Raw genomic sequence first — 14,270 nt, 5'->3', positions numbered from 1 at the left:
AGGTGCGAAGGCGGTAGCCAACCTCAAAGAGGCTACGGAGTTGTACTTAGAGGAATTCCCGCTGGAAGACGGGAGAAGGCCGATCATCACGACGTTTGAGGTGACCGAGGGTGCCCGGGCTTAAGCCGGTATCGGGCGAGACCGTGATAAAGATACTCTCGAAGCAGTACGGATTCGTCGTCAGCGGGCAGACCGGGAGCCATGTGCGCCTGTCAAAGGCGACGCCCGGGGGTAAGGTGGGGACAGTCGTCCCGCTGCACGACGAACTGAAGATCGGCACACTCCGCGGGGTTCTGAAGCTGGCAAAGATCGATCCCGACGATTTTGCCCGGTATCTCTGAAAAGGATGCGGAATGATTCCAGAGCGATGCACGTTCTGTAAAGGAACCCTGCAGGAAGGAAAGACCGAGTTCATGGCGCGGGTTGGGGACGAGATCATCGTCATCAGGGATGTCCCGGCCTTCATCTGCGACCGTTGCGGCGAGGCATACTACAGCGCGGAAGTTTCCCGGAAGATCGATGCCGTGATGAAGGACGTCCACAGCGGCAGGCTTTGCTGCCGGCCTCTCGCGGCAGGCGAGGTTGAACTCACCGGGTGAGGCCGGCAGATCCGCCGGGGAGGTACAGTAACTCCTGAACCGGCGACAATACTCTGCCGCCGGTCGCGGCCGGACAAGCGTTTTTTCTACCGAGATTTCTGCATATAGTCCTTACGGTCAGCCTTTTTCTCTTCCCCGTCCTGCTCTCCTCCGGGAGGGTTACCGGGATGACCGACGCAAAGACCACCCGGGAGCTCGTTTACGAGACGAACCGGGATGTGAAGTGGATCTGTAAGATGCGACGGGCCGCAGGGCCGGAGCGGTCGCACCGTTAGGTGCGACTCGCTGCAGAGAATGGAGGCGCAGGACGCGATGGTTCGTTAGAACCGGAGCAGGAGCACCGAAGGTGTGAACGTCCGAAACTTGAAAAACCCGGGGGTTTTGAGGGCGGAGCGGTGAACAGCGCGAGGAAACCCTCCCCGGTTCACTCCAGCGCGTAGCCGTCACTCCGGGAGGAGGCGATCCCGGAGCATCGCCCGAACCAGATCGCGGTACCGGTTCACGACTAAAAGGTCGTCCTGGAGCACCCCGTAGACCTCGTCCAGGTCCAGCCGGCAGTAGAGGTGGACCAGAACATTCCGAAAGCCCGCGAGGTCGGAGAGCCGGGCCCCGAGGTCTTCCGGGATCAGCCCCTCGTCACATAGAGTTGCACTTTCAGTGCAACTGCCTCAGATCTTCGATCTGGGGCAAATGATGAAACTCTCCCGGTAGGTTTCGGGCCGCCGGGAGCTCGAGGCCGCGACCAGGTGGTTGGCGATATCGATCGATGCCTGGATGCTGACGAGGAGCGCATGCAACACCATATTCCTCTTATCGCGGTCGTTTCTCAGATCTTCAAGGGTGATGGACCGGTAGCGTTCCCAGTCTCGAGCTGCCTCGTCCAGTTCCCGGAGGTGGGTGAGGACCCCTTCGTCCCTGACCATGCTCAGGCCCTCGTGAGCAGAACCCGGTCGAACCAGTCGAGCGTATCCGCATAATCGAGGTACCGGGAGAGCACGCCCGCCTCGTACCGGATCCTCCGCTCTCTGTCGCGCAAGAATACGGGTCGGCCGCTCTTGATGGCCTCGTACTGGAAAGAGACCGGGGCGGTGTTGAGGATCTTCACGTCAGCCTCAAAACGGTAACAAAACCCTCGCTCAAGTTCCCGCTCGATCTTCCGCGCGAACCGCATCGCCTGGTAGGGGGTGGGTTCGCCGGTGACGAGGATTGCAACGTCCACGTCGCCGAAATCCCCCTGCGAGAACGTTCCGAAGACATACCCCACCTCGATCTCGTCAAATCCGGCGAGGACCGTGCGGATGGTGCGGAGAACCCCATCTTTTCCTTCCGCATCCAGCAGGTGGCGTCGTCTCATATCGTTGTATCTCTTTCTGCATCGCATATCATTCTTTCCCGCTTACCGGCGCAGATCCTCTCCTTCCCGTCGCAGGAGAGGGGCCGACACCCACCATATTCTCGCTCCACCCCGGGGAGGAGGTGCCGGGGACCGGGGTGATGGTGCGTGGTGAAGGCGAGGTGTGCGCAGGATGAACGTGAAGGGGGGTGGTCCCCGGATGCTGGCTGTCCGCAATTGTCCGGATACTGTTACCGGGTTCAGTGCCCGATCCTCTGATTTTCGGCAGTTTTGCTCGTTGGGTATGGGTTTTACCCTTCTCCCTCAGTCCGGGTTCTGTCCGGGATTGTCCGCAACTGTCCGCAATGACCGGAATGATGGATTGAGCATATATCGCCGCAGTCGCCCCTCCTGTTTCACAGCAATTGTGCTCATTTCGGCAAGAGCGGAGAGATCGCGTCGGGCAGTCCGCGCGGTGCATCCGTAGCTGTTTCCGTACTCTTCTGTCGATATGAGCTGTGACGTTGCGGCAGGGTCAGAGCAGGCGCTGCAGTACCTGTTCAGCCGGGGCGCTCATTGTGGCACTTTTACTCATTGTGGCAATTGTGCACATCAATAAATACCATAATGATCCACAGAGATGCATGTCTTCCGCCACAAGCGATGCCGGCAGCCAGATCAAGCGCATTCCCGTGAAGGAGCCCACCTGGAAGGACCTGCACGACCTCAAAGAAGCCGGAGAGAGCTACGATGAGCTGCTCAGCCGGATGATCCGGCGCGAGCGTGACTATCGCGACTGGAAGATGGTTGTCGAGATCGAGGAGACCGGCGAGTTCGTAGCCTTCGACCCGGACGAGATTCTGCGGGACGACTGAGAGCGTGTTCACCGTTCTGATCGAGAAAAAGGCACGGGAGTTCTTAAAGCGGCTCCCCCCAAAAACCCGACGGATCGTCGTCGAAAAGATCCAGGATCTCTCGGAGGACCCGTTTCCGGGAGGGAACAAGGAAAAACTTGAATGCCCCCATCCCCCCGCAGTCTACCGCCTCCATATCAGCAGATCCTTCACCGTCTTTTACACCATTGAGCACGAGGAGAACACCGTCAGGATCGCGAAGATCATGACAATCGAGAGGGCCCACAAGGAGTACTCGCGCCGTTGAGGTCACGGGCCCCACCGCCCGGTTGACGGTCTTCTGCATGAAGTCCGTCATGGGTGTTACTCCTCACGGCACAACGCTCCGGGTCGTGAGAACCGGCATGTGTTGCGGTGATAATAGCACGTTTTTCGGTCTGGCAGTCTCGCACGAGGCAGAACGGCAGGCCATGTCTTCATCTTCTTTAGAGCAGAAAGCCGGCGAACGGGGTCAGTTTCGGTGTATTCTCTGCTGGTGACGGAATAATGGGGGCTCAAGGGGCGCAAGCAAGCCCCCGACTTTAGCCGTGGAGAGTGTCAATCATTCTTTCCCGGGCCGGGATCTCCCGAACCGGGGTTCCGGGTGAGTTTCGTGACGGTGGTCTCGTGGGTTGTCTCTTGTATCCTGCCGTTTCTCCGGATCCCATCAGTTTATTCGTCGTCGATCGGGTTTACGACCTCGAGCGTGCAGATCCCGGAGAAGTCACGTTCATTTCGGGTGACCAGTACGCATTCGTGAGCCAGAGCGGTGGCTGCAATGACCGCGTCGGGGAGTTTCATCCCGCAGGTTCCGGATCTCAGCCTTTAGATCGACGTTTAAGTCTCTGTATATGCCCCGATATCTTCCGGGATCCGGAACCCCAACCCGTTCACCGGCAGGTTTTTCGGGGTTCAGGCTGTCCCAGAGGCCGATGGGCACGATAACGCCGGTCTTTCTTCCTTCTGCATCACAGATGTATCGCACTCCCATGCCGCACACTCCAGAATATGCGTACGTGGGTGCTCCCGGCAGATGATACTTTTCCCGCTCCGATCTCCTCTTCGCTGGGGGGGATATCCTCCGGATCCGATCTCCTCTTTGAGAACATCCACCGCCGCCCGGAAGACAAAACGCCCCCACAGGGAGGAGAGCCGCCCCGATTGCCAGGCTCCTGGTGCAGGGAAAAAGAGCGGGGTGGATGAGTCCCCTTCACGCCAGGGCGGGGACGGTGTTGGCCCAGGCCTCGACCTTGCCTTTGATGGCGTCGTCCTGGTAGGACGAGACCCGGACGGTCCTCCGGGTGAAGGTGACGTAGTAGTCGTCACCGGACCGTGGCACTTGAGCCGGGCGTAGTAGGACTCGCCGGGACATCCCTGACGACAACAATCTCGCCCCCGACCCGTGCAATGAATTCGGTCTTTCCTTCCTGCAGGCTTCCCCTACAGAACGTACACCTCTCTGGAATCATTCCTTCTCCCTCCTTGTTCGCGTATCGATCCAGTGTTCGTCATCCGGCATGTAGGCGGTGATGACCCGGAGATGATCGTTGCAGATCCCGAGCACTCCATGATACGCGTGGTCACGTTAACGACAGTGGTGAAAGGTCTATGTATGATCAGCGCCTATCAGGATTCAATGTCTGTTACGGAGAACATACCCGTATCGGAAGAGACCTATAATCAGATCCTGGATCTCAGGCGCCCGGACGAGACGCTCAACGACACGCTCGCGAGACTGGTGGAGAAAGTAAAAAAGCAGAGACTCACGGATGATATCGAAGAAGTCATGGCCCGCGATGAGTTCGTGGAGCTGGACCTGTGACATTCCGCCTCATGGCGGATGAGCGTGCACTCAATTTTTTAAATTCTCTCGATGCCAAAGACCAACGGGTTATCAAAGCCAAACTGAAAATTCTACGGGATAATCCTTATCCCGGTTCGGATGGGGACAAAGAAAAACTTCATACCAATAAAAAGCGTGAATCGTACCGACTCCACATCGCACGTACGTTCACCGTAATCTACAACATCAGTTCAGACGAAAAACTCGTTTATATCACCCACATCATGCCCATCGAAAAAGCACATCGAAGATATGGGCGCATTTGAACTACCCGGGGCAAACTCCCACGCGATATCCCCCGGGGACACTGCGGTTCGGTCGATACTCCGGGACCGCCTCCTCCCGGAGTGACGGCCGGGAGATACTCCACCTGTGCGCTATCCCCCCGTCCCTTCTTTTCCCGACATATCGCCGGAACCGTCTGATATCCCGGCGGTCGAAAGAGGGCCTGATCAGCACCGATCTTGCTATACGCGATCCTCGGGAGATCCCTTACGGCTGGCCCCTTTTGATTCCCCGGCCTCATTGAGCATTGATCTGATCCCCTGCTTAAGGGGCGGGAGATCATCCTGTATAGTCAGGAACACGGCTTCGTAATCCACACCGAAGTAATGGTGGACGATCTTATCCCGCATCCCGGCTGCCTCCCTCCAGGGAATCTCCGGGTGCTCCCTGCGTAACTCCGGCGAGACCATCTTTGCCGCCTCGCCGATGATAGTCAGCATGCGCTCGATCCCAGCGCGTTCCAGCCGTCGGTCCCTGAGTTCCTCTACCGACGAGATGCCTTCGGAGAACTCCTCGATGCTGATTATAGCGTCAAGGATGTGACGGAGATACGCGAGGTCTTCCGGCATCATAGATCACCACGGCATCACGGTAGATTGCATCGGCAAGGTAGGGGCTCACGGCGTTCTCGGTGACGAGGTCCACCTTCATGTGGAGCGCCCGGGTGAGTTCATCCTCGATGCGGATGAGCGAAAAGAGGCTTTTTTTGCGGGCGAACGTGACCAGGATATCGATATCGCTAGCCGGGCCGGCATCCCCCCGTGCATACGAGCCAAAGATCGCGATCCATTCGGCATCGTTTTTGGTGAGTATCGCGACGATGGTTTCGCGTACCGTCCTGGTTAATGTGCATCCCACCATTTTGACCGTACCTGTATGCTGGTTGGTATGACGCTCACCTGTATCAGTCTTTTGAAGGGTGATGCCGGCCGCGCCGGAGGGTGTGAGTGATGAGTTCTCGTCCTATCCATCCTGTCGGCAATCTGCCACGCAAAAAACCCAGAGCCTCGATAGGTGCAAGAGGATTCCTGCAGTGCTTTACGATCAAACAGGCAGAAAGCCCACGACTTGAGTCGTGGGAGCAGTCACCACAAGCAGGAAGTTTGATGGGACCTTCACGCCGTCGGTTTCTTCCCGACGCCAACCGGATCGCCTGCATCGCCTTCTCCAGGTCATCCGCAAGAGGGGCCCGGAGTCCGGCCGCGTGCTCACACTATCAGGTATTCCATCTCCAGCAATTTCTGATAATCCATATACATATGGACCGGATCGGTGGATCTTCTGGTTGCTCGTTTGAACCCGAATTTCTCGTAGAACCCCACGGATTCCTGTTTTGAATCCACTGTGATGATCCTGCACCCGACATATTTTGATATATTCATCGTGAGCGCCAGAACCTCGCCGAGCATCAGAAACCCGATACCGATTCGTTGATATTTTGAGGAGGTTGCCAGTCGGGCGATCTTGAGAGCCGGGTATTTCCGGTAGGGGTACCCTCGTTTCCCGTCCTCCGGGGCTACCTGCTTGACATCGATGCAGTCGGTGACGAGGGTGAAAAATCCGACCAATTCAGAGTCGATATACGCAAGATGGGTTACCGACAGCCGCTCTTCCTGATGTTCCCTTGAATCCTCGATCAAGAACTCATCCAGATCGGTATGACCGCACCTGAAGGCTGATACATCCAGGTCCCTGGAAAGCGGTAAAAAATGGAGTTCCGGGAGAGGCATATCCTCACAGACGCTGATGTTGCGCTCTGTGCGCCGCAAACCGGATCAGTTTCCGCGCGTCGTCGGTATAGGTGGGCCTCTCCATGTACTCATGGAAACGCCGGGCATCTTCGCCCTCAAGGGTAAGCCCAAGTTCGATTGGTTTCGCCATTGTCACTCCACCTCTGGATACGATATAATAATCGTGGCTACCACAAATAGGTTTCGTCAGGTCCCCGGGTTACCTTTCTCCGAGCTTTCCGGCTCCACTCATCACCCCGGATGCAGGGGATCTGTGCATTGGTGAATCTCCTTACCCAGGTTGTGCAGAGACCATAGCACTGCCGGCGAGCGTTCCCTCTCCGGTTCTGCCGAACCATTCGCCGTTTGACCGTGGATGACATCGTCCCCACCGGGTGTCGTATGTCGCGCCTGATGGTGCTCCCGCTCCGGCGGACCATCGCGTCTCCACCCTCAATCCGGTAGCGCCCGGCCTCGACGGAGATCCTGAGCGGTCCATCCATGCCGTGGCTGAAGGTACCCACCTCCCGGGTCATGGCCGCCCCCGCTCGATGCCGGCCGTATACTGGTGGTTCCAGGTCCCCGGTGGACATGGATCTCGCGAAAGGTTCCCCAATACCGCCGGATCCCATCCGACTTTGAGCCACTCTGGCGAGGCATCTTCCGTTCTACCGGATCACCTCATCCCGCCCGTTCCACCCCCGGACGAGCCTTGCGTACCACGGATCACAGGGGTCTCCAACGAGCGGTAGAGCCTCGCCGCAGACATGCCGGGTTCGACCTTCGTCCGGTGGTCGAGGGGGCCGGGCAGAGACTCTTGCAACATGGGCCCACGCTTTGTACCTGTTTTCAGCACGTTGCAGCCGGCGATGCCACTCAAAGGGTGGCGTTGGGGCGTTCGATCCTGATTTCCACCCCGCGGAGGTGGTATCGTGAGATCTCTTCCGGCATTCTGGCTTTCGCGCACACCCGCACACCCACTCACCCCGGCGCCGGTACCGGGGGCTGTGTGCGTGTTTTGCTGTACTTCAGTACTAAGAGAGAGACGCATCTCTCTATCTGTACAGGTACTGCTGGAACCGGCCCCTTCCCCGGCCGTTCGATCTTCGCGGCCGGTGCTGGAATCCTGTGGTAAACCTGCTGCAACGTTGCAACCTTCGATGCTCCCGCTCCGGTTATGAACCTGTCGCGAGGTGTAATCGTCGGACCAGGGTTTGATAACTTATTGTCCTCCGGGAGGGTTACCTGGATGACCGATGCAAAGACCACCCGGGAGCTGGTTTACGAGACGAACCGGGATGTGAAGTGGATCTGTAAGATGCTGCAGCGGATGGAGGCGCAGGACGAGGAGTTTGAGAGCCGGATCCGGGCGCTGGAAGGCTGGCGGGCGGAGAAGGCCGGCGAGGAGAGGAGGGTTTCCACGATCAGCGCCGGGGCCGGCGGGGTCGTCGGCGGGGCGGTGGTGGCGGTGATTGTGAAGGTGCTCGGCGGGGGGTGAGGGAGATCGCAGGCAAGGTTGCCATGAGATGGCGACTTCACAACCTGCACACATTTCGGGCCGAAGAATGCGACGGGAATGTGATAGTCACATTCTGGGTCACATTTACACCACCTGCGATGGGCATTACAAGTTCTGAGCGACACGGCAACACATAACAACTATATAATTCATACCATTACACTACAGCACATCCGGGGCAGCCTGACCCCGACAAATGGAGTTGATGACCGTGGAGTTTACTCTGGATGAGATCGCCGATAGTCTCCCCCACCTGGGTGTGGCAATCCTGCATCTGCTGCATGCAGGAGGTAACTCTGCCGTTCGGGGAGATGTTCTATTCCAGAAAGAACTCTTCCTCATCGGAGATTACATAGAACAGGTAGGAGACGACGCGGATTTCACCCCCCATATATTTGGGCCGTATAGTGAGGCCGCCGAGGTTGCGCTTGGCGAACTTATCTCCCTGGGCCTTGTCAGGAGATCTGAAGGAGGCTATACCCTCACTCCCGATGGGGTCAGGGTCTGGGAGAAGGTGTGCTCCGTGTTCCACGACGACGAGTCCGGAGCAATTGAAGATTTCAAGGTCTTTATCAACGACCTCAGTGTGGATGAGGTTCTCCTCTTCGTCTACATCACCTATCCTGAATATACCCGTGAGTCTGCAAGACTTCGTGATATCCTGAAAAAGAGAGTCCCGCTCTCGGCGTCGCTGTACCGAAAAGGGAAAGTGAGCCTTGAGAAAGCCGCGTTTCTTGCGGGGATGAATATAGAGTCGTACCTTGATTACCTTAAGAGGTAACACATGAAGATCTTTGACACGTCATCCATTGTCTGCATATTCCGCGAAGTACAGTATCCGAAAATTCTGGATGCCTGCAAAGATCTTGGGTACCGGCTCAGTATCACCCCTCAGGTGTACGAGGAGATCATGGAGAATCCCGAGACATTTCAACATCTTGAAGCGTACGGGAATGTTGAGATCGTACCGGATGGCGACACTGAATGTTACAAGAAGCTCGCTAAACGCTACCCCTGGCTGCACAAAGGGGAACTCAGTGTCCTCTGTGCCGGCGTTGCCATAGAGCAGGACAAAAAGCGGTGTTATTGCGTCATCGATGAACGGGCCCGGAACTTGCGGGATAAACTGCAGATTCGGGTGACGGGGCACTGTCGGGCTCATACTCTGGGAAAGAGAACGGCTTGCCCTGACAGGTGGGGAGTGCCATGATCTCTACAACAGGTTTCTGCAATCGTCATTCCATATTAAAAAAGAGGTCCTGCAGGGGTTGTTAAAGTGACGAGAGAAGTTCGAATTACCGACTACGCGTGTGCGGATGATACCGACCTGAGGTCGCTCTCCGCCGACATCGGGCCGGGAAAGATCGTAACGCCAGTAAAGACGATAAATCCCCGTGACTTCTACGCTGACACTGATTTTCCTCGAAACCTGACGAACCTCCACGAGACATATCTCAAGTTCGATGACGAGAGCCTGCATCGCATGGATGAGGACAAGGCGTACTCCATGCAGAAGAACAAGGATATCAGCAGAAGCAGAAAGAAAGCACATCACTCTCCGGCCCTCTGTTTTGTGGAGTTCAAGACCCGCGGGCAGGGAGACCGTTACCCTACCGCACATGAGATAGACGTCCTGACAAACGCCGCCTACTCGTACTCGGATATCACGCCCATTCCATCCGTCCCGAAGATGGCACGCTCTATTAACAGAGAGAATTTCGGGGAACTTTTACAGTATCTCTCATCCTGCATCGAGACCATCGAGGTGCGGAACAAAAAATGCATCCTTGGGTATATACCTTCAGTTACCGCCCTCTATACGCAGAAGATTGTTGATTTCTACCTGGATCATGGGATCAATGCGTACTACATCGATTTCGACGGGACGATGGTCCAGAGCCACCTCGACTCCCTGAACGCACTCAAGCGGCGGCTTGCGGCAAGAGGATACGAGGAGAATAACTTTCTCTCCTACATCAACGTCAGCTTCGGGAAGGCCATCAACGACCAGAACGTCCTGTCAGCCCGAGATCTTCTCGCCTATGGGTATGGCCTGGACTGCCTCGGCGGCAACCATGTCGGGCCGAAGAGGAACCCCGAGTTCTATGAGTGGCTGAAGGCGCAGAAGTCGATCGCCCGAAACACGACACGCCTGCTGAACATACGGGACTACGGTTACTACAGGGCCGACCTCCTGGGTGAGACGGCCAGAGGCATCTACCCGGAGGGTGCCCTGATCAAGTACGAGGAGAGCCTCTCTGCGACTGCAAGCCGGCAGAAGAGGTTGCTGCAGATCGTCAACATGCAGCAACAGTGCCTGGAAGCTGAAGCTCTGAGAGGTGTTATCGATGAGTCGGGGGATGCGTCCCTGGACTACTTTTCGTCGAAGAAGAATGTCGTGAAGGGTGATCTCAAGGGCCTTGCAAGACGGGGCGGCGGTAAGTGATTCTCCTTGGGTGAGGGTCTGGCGTCGTCTCCCGTTCCCGGCAGGGTCCGCCGTGCTTGAAGCCTCACCGGCCTCTTTGCGGTGAAGCGCGATATCTGCAAGGAGGCTGTCGGATCTTCCGCAGCCGATCGCGACACGTCCGTCAGCCAGAATCGCCCCTCTGCTAACAGTAAAAAAGGTTCTGGCTGATCCGGGAGCGGATCCAGATCGGCACGCTAATATAATCAAAACATGAAGATCGCATAACATTCGTATACTCGCCGCACCCTATAAATATGGCATCTACGATTATGCCATGAACCCACCGGAGACTTGATGTATGGATGAATTTGACGGCGTCCTCGTTATGCTGAAGGCAGCTGGGGGTCGGATCCCGGGCCGAACTGCGATCCAGAAGTTGGGGTATTTCTCGACGATTCCGGGTGCCATCGGGGCGCACTATCGCCCTCACTACTACGGCCCTTACAGCGCAGACATTGCCGGCGCGATCCAGGCCCTCGTCTCCTACGGCTTCATCGAGGAGAGGGTGGAGACACCCGTCGCTCCCGGATCCGCAGCGGCACCCGACTGGAAGCGCTACACCTACAGCCTCACCGCAGACGGCGAGAGATTGGTCCAGAGGCTGGAAAAGGAGCACGCATCGGAGTTCAGGGAGATAGAAGAGATCGTCAGCATCTGCAGGGATACCGCGAACCTCGACTCCAAGACGCTCTCATGGGCCGCGAAGGTCCACTACATCCAGACGCTGGAGCAGAGGGATCTTTCATTCGACGAGATCCGGGAAACTGCCAGAACGCTGAACTGGGATCTCACAGAGGACCAGATCAACCGAGGAGTGAACCTCCTCACGAGCCTTCATCTTTCATGACGGGGGAGTTGCACGTTCACGTTCGAGACGCATGTTAGGGACCCGCTCTATGGGTACATCGGGCTTACCGCGGACGAACTCCACCTTTTAGATACCCGCCCCTTACAGAGATTGCGCAGGATCAAGCAGCTTGCCAACGCACACCTGGTCTATCCGGCCGCGTGCCACACCCGCTTCGAACACTCCCTCGGCGTCCTGCACTGCGCCACCCTCATGGCGCGGCAACTGGAGATCGAGGGCGACGACCTTACGACCCTTCGTTACGCCGCCCTGCTCCACGACGTCGGCCACGGGCCATTTTCCCATGTCTTTGAGGCACCCCTGAGGGAGATCAATGGGAAAGATGCCACGCACGAGGCGATCACGCGCCGGATCATACAGGAGGACGAAGAGATCACCCCGATCCTCGGTGAGGCGGCCGAAGATGTCGTCGCCGTCCTCTCGGAGGACCGGAACGGCATCCTCCACCAGATCATATCCGGAAACATCGATGCCGACAAGCTGGATTACCTCCGGCGGGACTCCTATCACACCGGCGTGGCCTACGGGAACTTCGACCTCGAACGTGTTCGCCATACGCTCCGAAAGACCAAAAAGACCCGGTTCCGGCAACGCGAGGATCTCGCGGTCCATGAGAAAGGTATCGATGCCATCGAGAGTTTCAGGCTGGCACGATTCCTGATGTACGCTCAGGTCTACTACCACCACACGAATGTCGTGGCAAACGGGATGCTCCAGCGGGCGATCAGGGTTGCCATCCGGGACCGCGTCGTAGATGCAGAGAAGCTTCGGAATGGGAAGGACGACTTCCTCGAGCACTACCTTGCTCTTGACGATGCACGGCTGCTTGCACAGGTACTCACCAGACCGGAGAGCACCGCGGCCGACCTTGTCATGAGACTGGAGAGGAGGGACCTCTTCAAACGCGGATATGAGTCCAACGTCTCGCAGGAGGAGGATTACCTTCTCCGGTACCAGCTCGGGACAAAGTTCACTCCAGAACGAGCGCAGACGATTGAGAGGGCGGTAGCAGAGGAGTGCGGATGCGATCCCGATTACATCGTTGCCGACCTGGTGAAGATCGAGAACTCGCTCTTCAAGTCAGCCTCCACCCTCCTTGAGGAGGATAAGTTCCCGTTCCTGATCGAGAGGAAGGACGGGACGGTCACCGAGATTGACTCGTTCTCGACGCTCACCTATAACGGCGAACCCCGGACGATCTTCTACCTCTTCTGCCCGGAGGAGCACCGGGAGATGGTGCAGGAGCGTGCCGGGGAGATCATCGCCGGGACGATTGGGTAGGAATGGCAGAGTTCCGTCTGCGAGTTACGGCAGAATGGTGACCTGTGCTCTCCTCAGCCACTTCACAAAGAGAGTTCTCAGTTCAGTGCCAACCCGAATATCCGGTCTCCGATGGGTTCCAGGTCAAACTCCGGCGGCTTACCCTTTGCCCAGGGGATGACCCCCAGATCCAGCATCCACCTCCCGATTACTGCACTCCTGAGTTCAGGGCAGGTTGTCCAGAATTTTTCAGACAGTGACACGTCGACAACCTCGCCGTTATCGAGCACGACCTCCACCGAGCCCCAGCTCCTCGGGAAGTGGCGGTCGCGATCACGGCGTTTGATCCCGACACCGTACCCTGCGCCGGTGCGATTGTTTGCCGAACCTTTAGACCAGCCAGACACTTTCATAGTTCTTCTCTGGGCAAGTAGAGAAAATAAACATCTGGTCGGTTATGACTGTGAGGAGTATAGACCAACCGTTACAATAATGTAACATACCCTCGTTTGATGCAAGCGCATGTTTCGGGGACAACCACCTTTAATGCCCTGTTCACGACGAAGAAGCCCCCCCGGGGTCGATCCTGGCCGCCGGGGTTGGCCGGGTTACCCCTTTGCACCCCCTTTTGCACCCTGATTTGCACCACGATGATTGGGGGAGGATTTCCGGTCCCCCCGCCAGGCAAATTCAGAAAGCCCTAAACCGCTCCTCATCATAGATTCTTCATGCGCTACATCGTCACCGGCGGGGCCGGCTTCATCGGTTCGAACCTTGCAGATACCCCGGCACAGCACCACGACGTCGTCATCATCGACAACCTCGCCACCGGGCAGTAGGTGACGCCCAGCACGATCCCGGCAACCGCGACACCGCCGCTCTGCAGCTCCCATGCCGATTTTTCTCAGGGAATATTAATAACTCTCACTTAGATTCTTGCGTCAAAAAGCAAACCCGTATATGAAATTACGCGAAAGAAAATTCACATCTGCTTTCGGAGCCTGATCCGCGGCGAGTCGCCGCTCAGGGGCGAGGGGCTCGGGCTTGAAGAGTTGCTGAGAAAAGTCGCCAGGTGAGGGGAAAATTCTCCCGCATCGCGGATTTTGCGAAGGTCACCGGGTGCGGCGCGGTGACCCTCGCCATCCGGACGCCTTTTATCGATGAGCGAGGAACAGGAAGTCGGGCGCAGCCTCACCGGCACGACCGCGCGCGCGGCCCGGGGCAGTGGCGCGGGGATGAGGGAGTAACTCAGACCTGGATGCCTGCCCGGGCAAGCGCATCCTTGATGGAGACGAGCTCCTTCCTCATCTCTGCAAATTCGTCGTCAAGGTGCTTTTTGGTATCACTCCGGAGCCCGAAAATCTCTTCTTTTGTTTCTTTGCCGACCTGAAGGGTTTCTTTGCCGACCTGAAGGGTTTCTTTGCCGACCTGGAGGGTTTCTTTGCCGACCTGGAGGGTTTCTTTGCCGACCTG

22 protein-coding genes and 2 pseudogenes are annotated in these 14,270 nt (G+C 57.2%); 13 read left to right on the top strand and 11 right to left on the bottom strand.

What is annotated here, in order from left to right; all coding sequences use genetic code 11:
- The first annotated feature begins 143 nt into the window (after positions 1-143).
- Positions 144-341 (top strand): type II toxin-antitoxin system HicA family toxin, encoded by a 198-nt coding sequence (locus PLN84_RS10850; RefSeq protein WP_348532067.1) that lies wholly within the window; start codon positions 144-146, stop codon positions 339-341.
- A 12-nt stretch (positions 342-353) separates the two neighbouring features.
- A complete protein-coding gene (locus tag PLN84_RS10845) occupies positions 354-599 on the top strand; it encodes a type II toxin-antitoxin system MqsA family antitoxin (protein ID WP_214076880.1) in 246 nt (81 codons plus the stop codon).
- 443 nt (positions 600-1,042) lie between these two features.
- On the opposite strand, the pseudogene PLN84_RS10840 reads toward PLN84_RS10845, so the two are convergent.
- A pseudogene (locus tag PLN84_RS10840) lies at positions 1,043-1,522 on the bottom strand (DUF86 domain-containing protein).
- 2 nt (positions 1,523-1,524) lie between these two features.
- A complete protein-coding gene (locus PLN84_RS10835; RefSeq protein ID WP_292384056.1) occupies positions 1,525-1,953 on the bottom strand; it encodes a nucleotidyltransferase domain-containing protein in 429 nt (142 codons plus the stop codon).
- A 623-nt stretch (positions 1,954-2,576) separates the two neighbouring features.
- On the opposite strand from PLN84_RS10835, the gene PLN84_RS10830 reads away from it, so the two are divergent.
- A complete protein-coding gene (locus PLN84_RS10830) occupies positions 2,577-2,807 on the top strand; it encodes a hypothetical protein (protein ID WP_214076882.1) in 231 nt (76 codons plus the stop codon).
- Positions 2,808-2,811: 4 nt separating this feature from the next.
- On the top strand, positions 2,812-3,093 hold the full coding sequence (locus PLN84_RS10825) for a type II toxin-antitoxin system RelE/ParE family toxin (RefSeq protein WP_214076883.1): 282 nt from the start codon (positions 2,812-2,814) through the stop codon (positions 3,091-3,093).
- A gap of 404 nt (positions 3,094-3,497) precedes the next feature.
- Here PLN84_RS10825 and PLN84_RS10820 read toward each other — a convergent pair whose 3' ends face one another.
- The 3 genes from PLN84_RS10820 to PLN84_RS10810 all read right to left on the bottom strand — a co-directional run bounded on the left by PLN84_RS10820 (position 3,498) and on the right by PLN84_RS10810 (position 4,294).
- Complete coding sequence (locus PLN84_RS10820) at positions 3,498-3,626, bottom strand: hypothetical protein (RefSeq protein ID WP_292384053.1); 129 nt, start codon at positions 3,624-3,626, stop codon at positions 3,498-3,500.
- Between the two features lie 409 nt (positions 3,627-4,035).
- On the bottom strand, positions 4,036-4,164 hold the full coding sequence (locus tag PLN84_RS10815; RefSeq protein WP_292384051.1) for a hypothetical protein: 129 nt from the start codon (positions 4,162-4,164) through the stop codon (positions 4,036-4,038).
- Positions 4,148-4,294, bottom strand: coding sequence for a YgiT-type zinc finger protein (locus PLN84_RS10810; RefSeq protein ID WP_214076884.1), 147 nt, complete (start codon positions 4,292-4,294; stop codon positions 4,148-4,150). Before PLN84_RS10810 ends, PLN84_RS10815 begins: the two co-directional genes overlap by 17 nt.
- A gap of 167 nt (positions 4,295-4,461) precedes the next feature.
- On the opposite strand from PLN84_RS10810, the gene PLN84_RS10805 reads away from it, so the two are divergent.
- Positions 4,462-4,647 (top strand): hypothetical protein, encoded by a 186-nt coding sequence (locus PLN84_RS10805; protein WP_299953899.1) that lies wholly within the window; start codon positions 4,462-4,464, stop codon positions 4,645-4,647.
- Positions 4,644-4,934 (top strand): hypothetical protein, encoded by a 291-nt coding sequence (locus PLN84_RS10800; protein WP_214076886.1) that lies wholly within the window; start codon positions 4,644-4,646, stop codon positions 4,932-4,934. The genes PLN84_RS10805 and PLN84_RS10800 overlap by 4 nt, the downstream gene beginning before the upstream one ends.
- Before the next feature lie 201 nt (positions 4,935-5,135).
- On the opposite strand, the gene PLN84_RS10795 is transcribed toward PLN84_RS10800, so the two are convergent.
- The 4 genes from PLN84_RS10795 to PLN84_RS10780 all read right to left on the bottom strand — a co-directional run bounded on the left by PLN84_RS10795 (position 5,136) and on the right by PLN84_RS10780 (position 6,834).
- A complete protein-coding gene (locus PLN84_RS10795) occupies positions 5,136-5,525 on the bottom strand; it encodes a DUF86 domain-containing protein (protein ID WP_214076887.1) in 390 nt (129 codons plus the stop codon).
- Positions 5,485-5,814 (bottom strand): nucleotidyltransferase family protein, encoded by a 330-nt coding sequence (locus PLN84_RS10790; RefSeq protein WP_214076888.1) that lies wholly within the window; start codon positions 5,812-5,814, stop codon positions 5,485-5,487. The genes PLN84_RS10795 and PLN84_RS10790 overlap by 41 nt, the downstream gene beginning before the upstream one ends.
- A gap of 347 nt (positions 5,815-6,161) precedes the next feature.
- A complete protein-coding gene (locus PLN84_RS10785) occupies positions 6,162-6,683 on the bottom strand; it encodes a GNAT family N-acetyltransferase (protein ID WP_292384044.1) in 522 nt (173 codons plus the stop codon).
- A gap of 4 nt (positions 6,684-6,687) precedes the next feature.
- Positions 6,688-6,834, bottom strand: coding sequence for a hypothetical protein (locus tag PLN84_RS10780; protein WP_214076819.1), 147 nt, complete (start codon positions 6,832-6,834; stop codon positions 6,688-6,690).
- Positions 6,835-7,932: 1,098 nt separating this feature from the next.
- Here PLN84_RS10780 and PLN84_RS10775 point away from each other — a divergent pair.
- The 6 genes from PLN84_RS10775 (at position 7,933) to PLN84_RS10750 (ending at position 12,818) form a co-directional block, all read left to right on the top strand.
- Positions 7,933-8,181, top strand: coding sequence for a hypothetical protein (locus PLN84_RS10775; protein ID WP_214076820.1), 249 nt, complete (start codon positions 7,933-7,935; stop codon positions 8,179-8,181).
- Between the two features lie 226 nt (positions 8,182-8,407).
- Positions 8,408-8,983 carry a hypothetical protein gene (locus PLN84_RS10770; RefSeq protein WP_348532066.1) on the top strand — a complete coding sequence of 192 codons (576 nt, stop codon included), beginning with the start codon at positions 8,408-8,410 and terminating at the stop codon, positions 8,981-8,983.
- A 3-nt stretch (positions 8,984-8,986) separates the two neighbouring features.
- Positions 8,987-9,412 (top strand): hypothetical protein, encoded by a 426-nt coding sequence (locus PLN84_RS10765; protein WP_299953889.1) that lies wholly within the window; start codon positions 8,987-8,989, stop codon positions 9,410-9,412.
- A 66-nt stretch (positions 9,413-9,478) separates the two neighbouring features.
- A complete protein-coding gene (locus PLN84_RS10760) occupies positions 9,479-10,648 on the top strand; it encodes a hypothetical protein (protein WP_348532065.1) in 1,170 nt (389 codons plus the stop codon).
- Positions 10,649-10,967: 319 nt separating this feature from the next.
- Positions 10,968-11,516 carry a hypothetical protein gene (locus PLN84_RS10755; protein WP_348532064.1) on the top strand — a complete coding sequence of 183 codons (549 nt, stop codon included), beginning with the start codon at positions 10,968-10,970 and terminating at the stop codon, positions 11,514-11,516.
- 111 nt (positions 11,517-11,627) lie between these two features.
- Complete coding sequence (locus tag PLN84_RS10750; RefSeq protein ID WP_348532063.1) at positions 11,628-12,818, top strand: HD domain-containing protein; 1,191 nt, start codon at positions 11,628-11,630, stop codon at positions 12,816-12,818.
- Positions 12,819-12,895: 77 nt separating this feature from the next.
- Here PLN84_RS10750 and PLN84_RS10745 read toward each other — a convergent pair whose 3' ends face one another.
- A complete protein-coding gene (locus PLN84_RS10745; protein WP_292384030.1) occupies positions 12,896-13,210 on the bottom strand; it encodes a hypothetical protein in 315 nt (104 codons plus the stop codon).
- Positions 13,211-13,525: 315 nt separating this feature from the next.
- On the opposite strand from PLN84_RS10745, the gene PLN84_RS10740 reads away from it, so the two are divergent.
- Positions 13,526-13,636, top strand: coding sequence for an NAD-dependent epimerase/dehydratase family protein (locus PLN84_RS10740; RefSeq protein WP_324305547.1), 111 nt, complete (start codon positions 13,526-13,528; stop codon positions 13,634-13,636).
- Positions 13,637-14,045: 409 nt separating this feature from the next.
- Here PLN84_RS10740 and PLN84_RS10735 read toward each other — a convergent pair.
- Positions 14,046-14,270 (bottom strand): annotated as a pseudogene (locus PLN84_RS10735) (acylphosphatase); the annotation flags it as partial.

Source organism: Methanoculleus sp. (genome assembly GCF_035363275.1).
GTDB lineage: Archaea > Halobacteriota > Methanomicrobia > Methanomicrobiales > Methanoculleaceae > Methanoculleus.
Note: the sequence above shows the minus strand (reverse complement) of the source record. Positions and strands in the feature narration are given on the sequence as shown.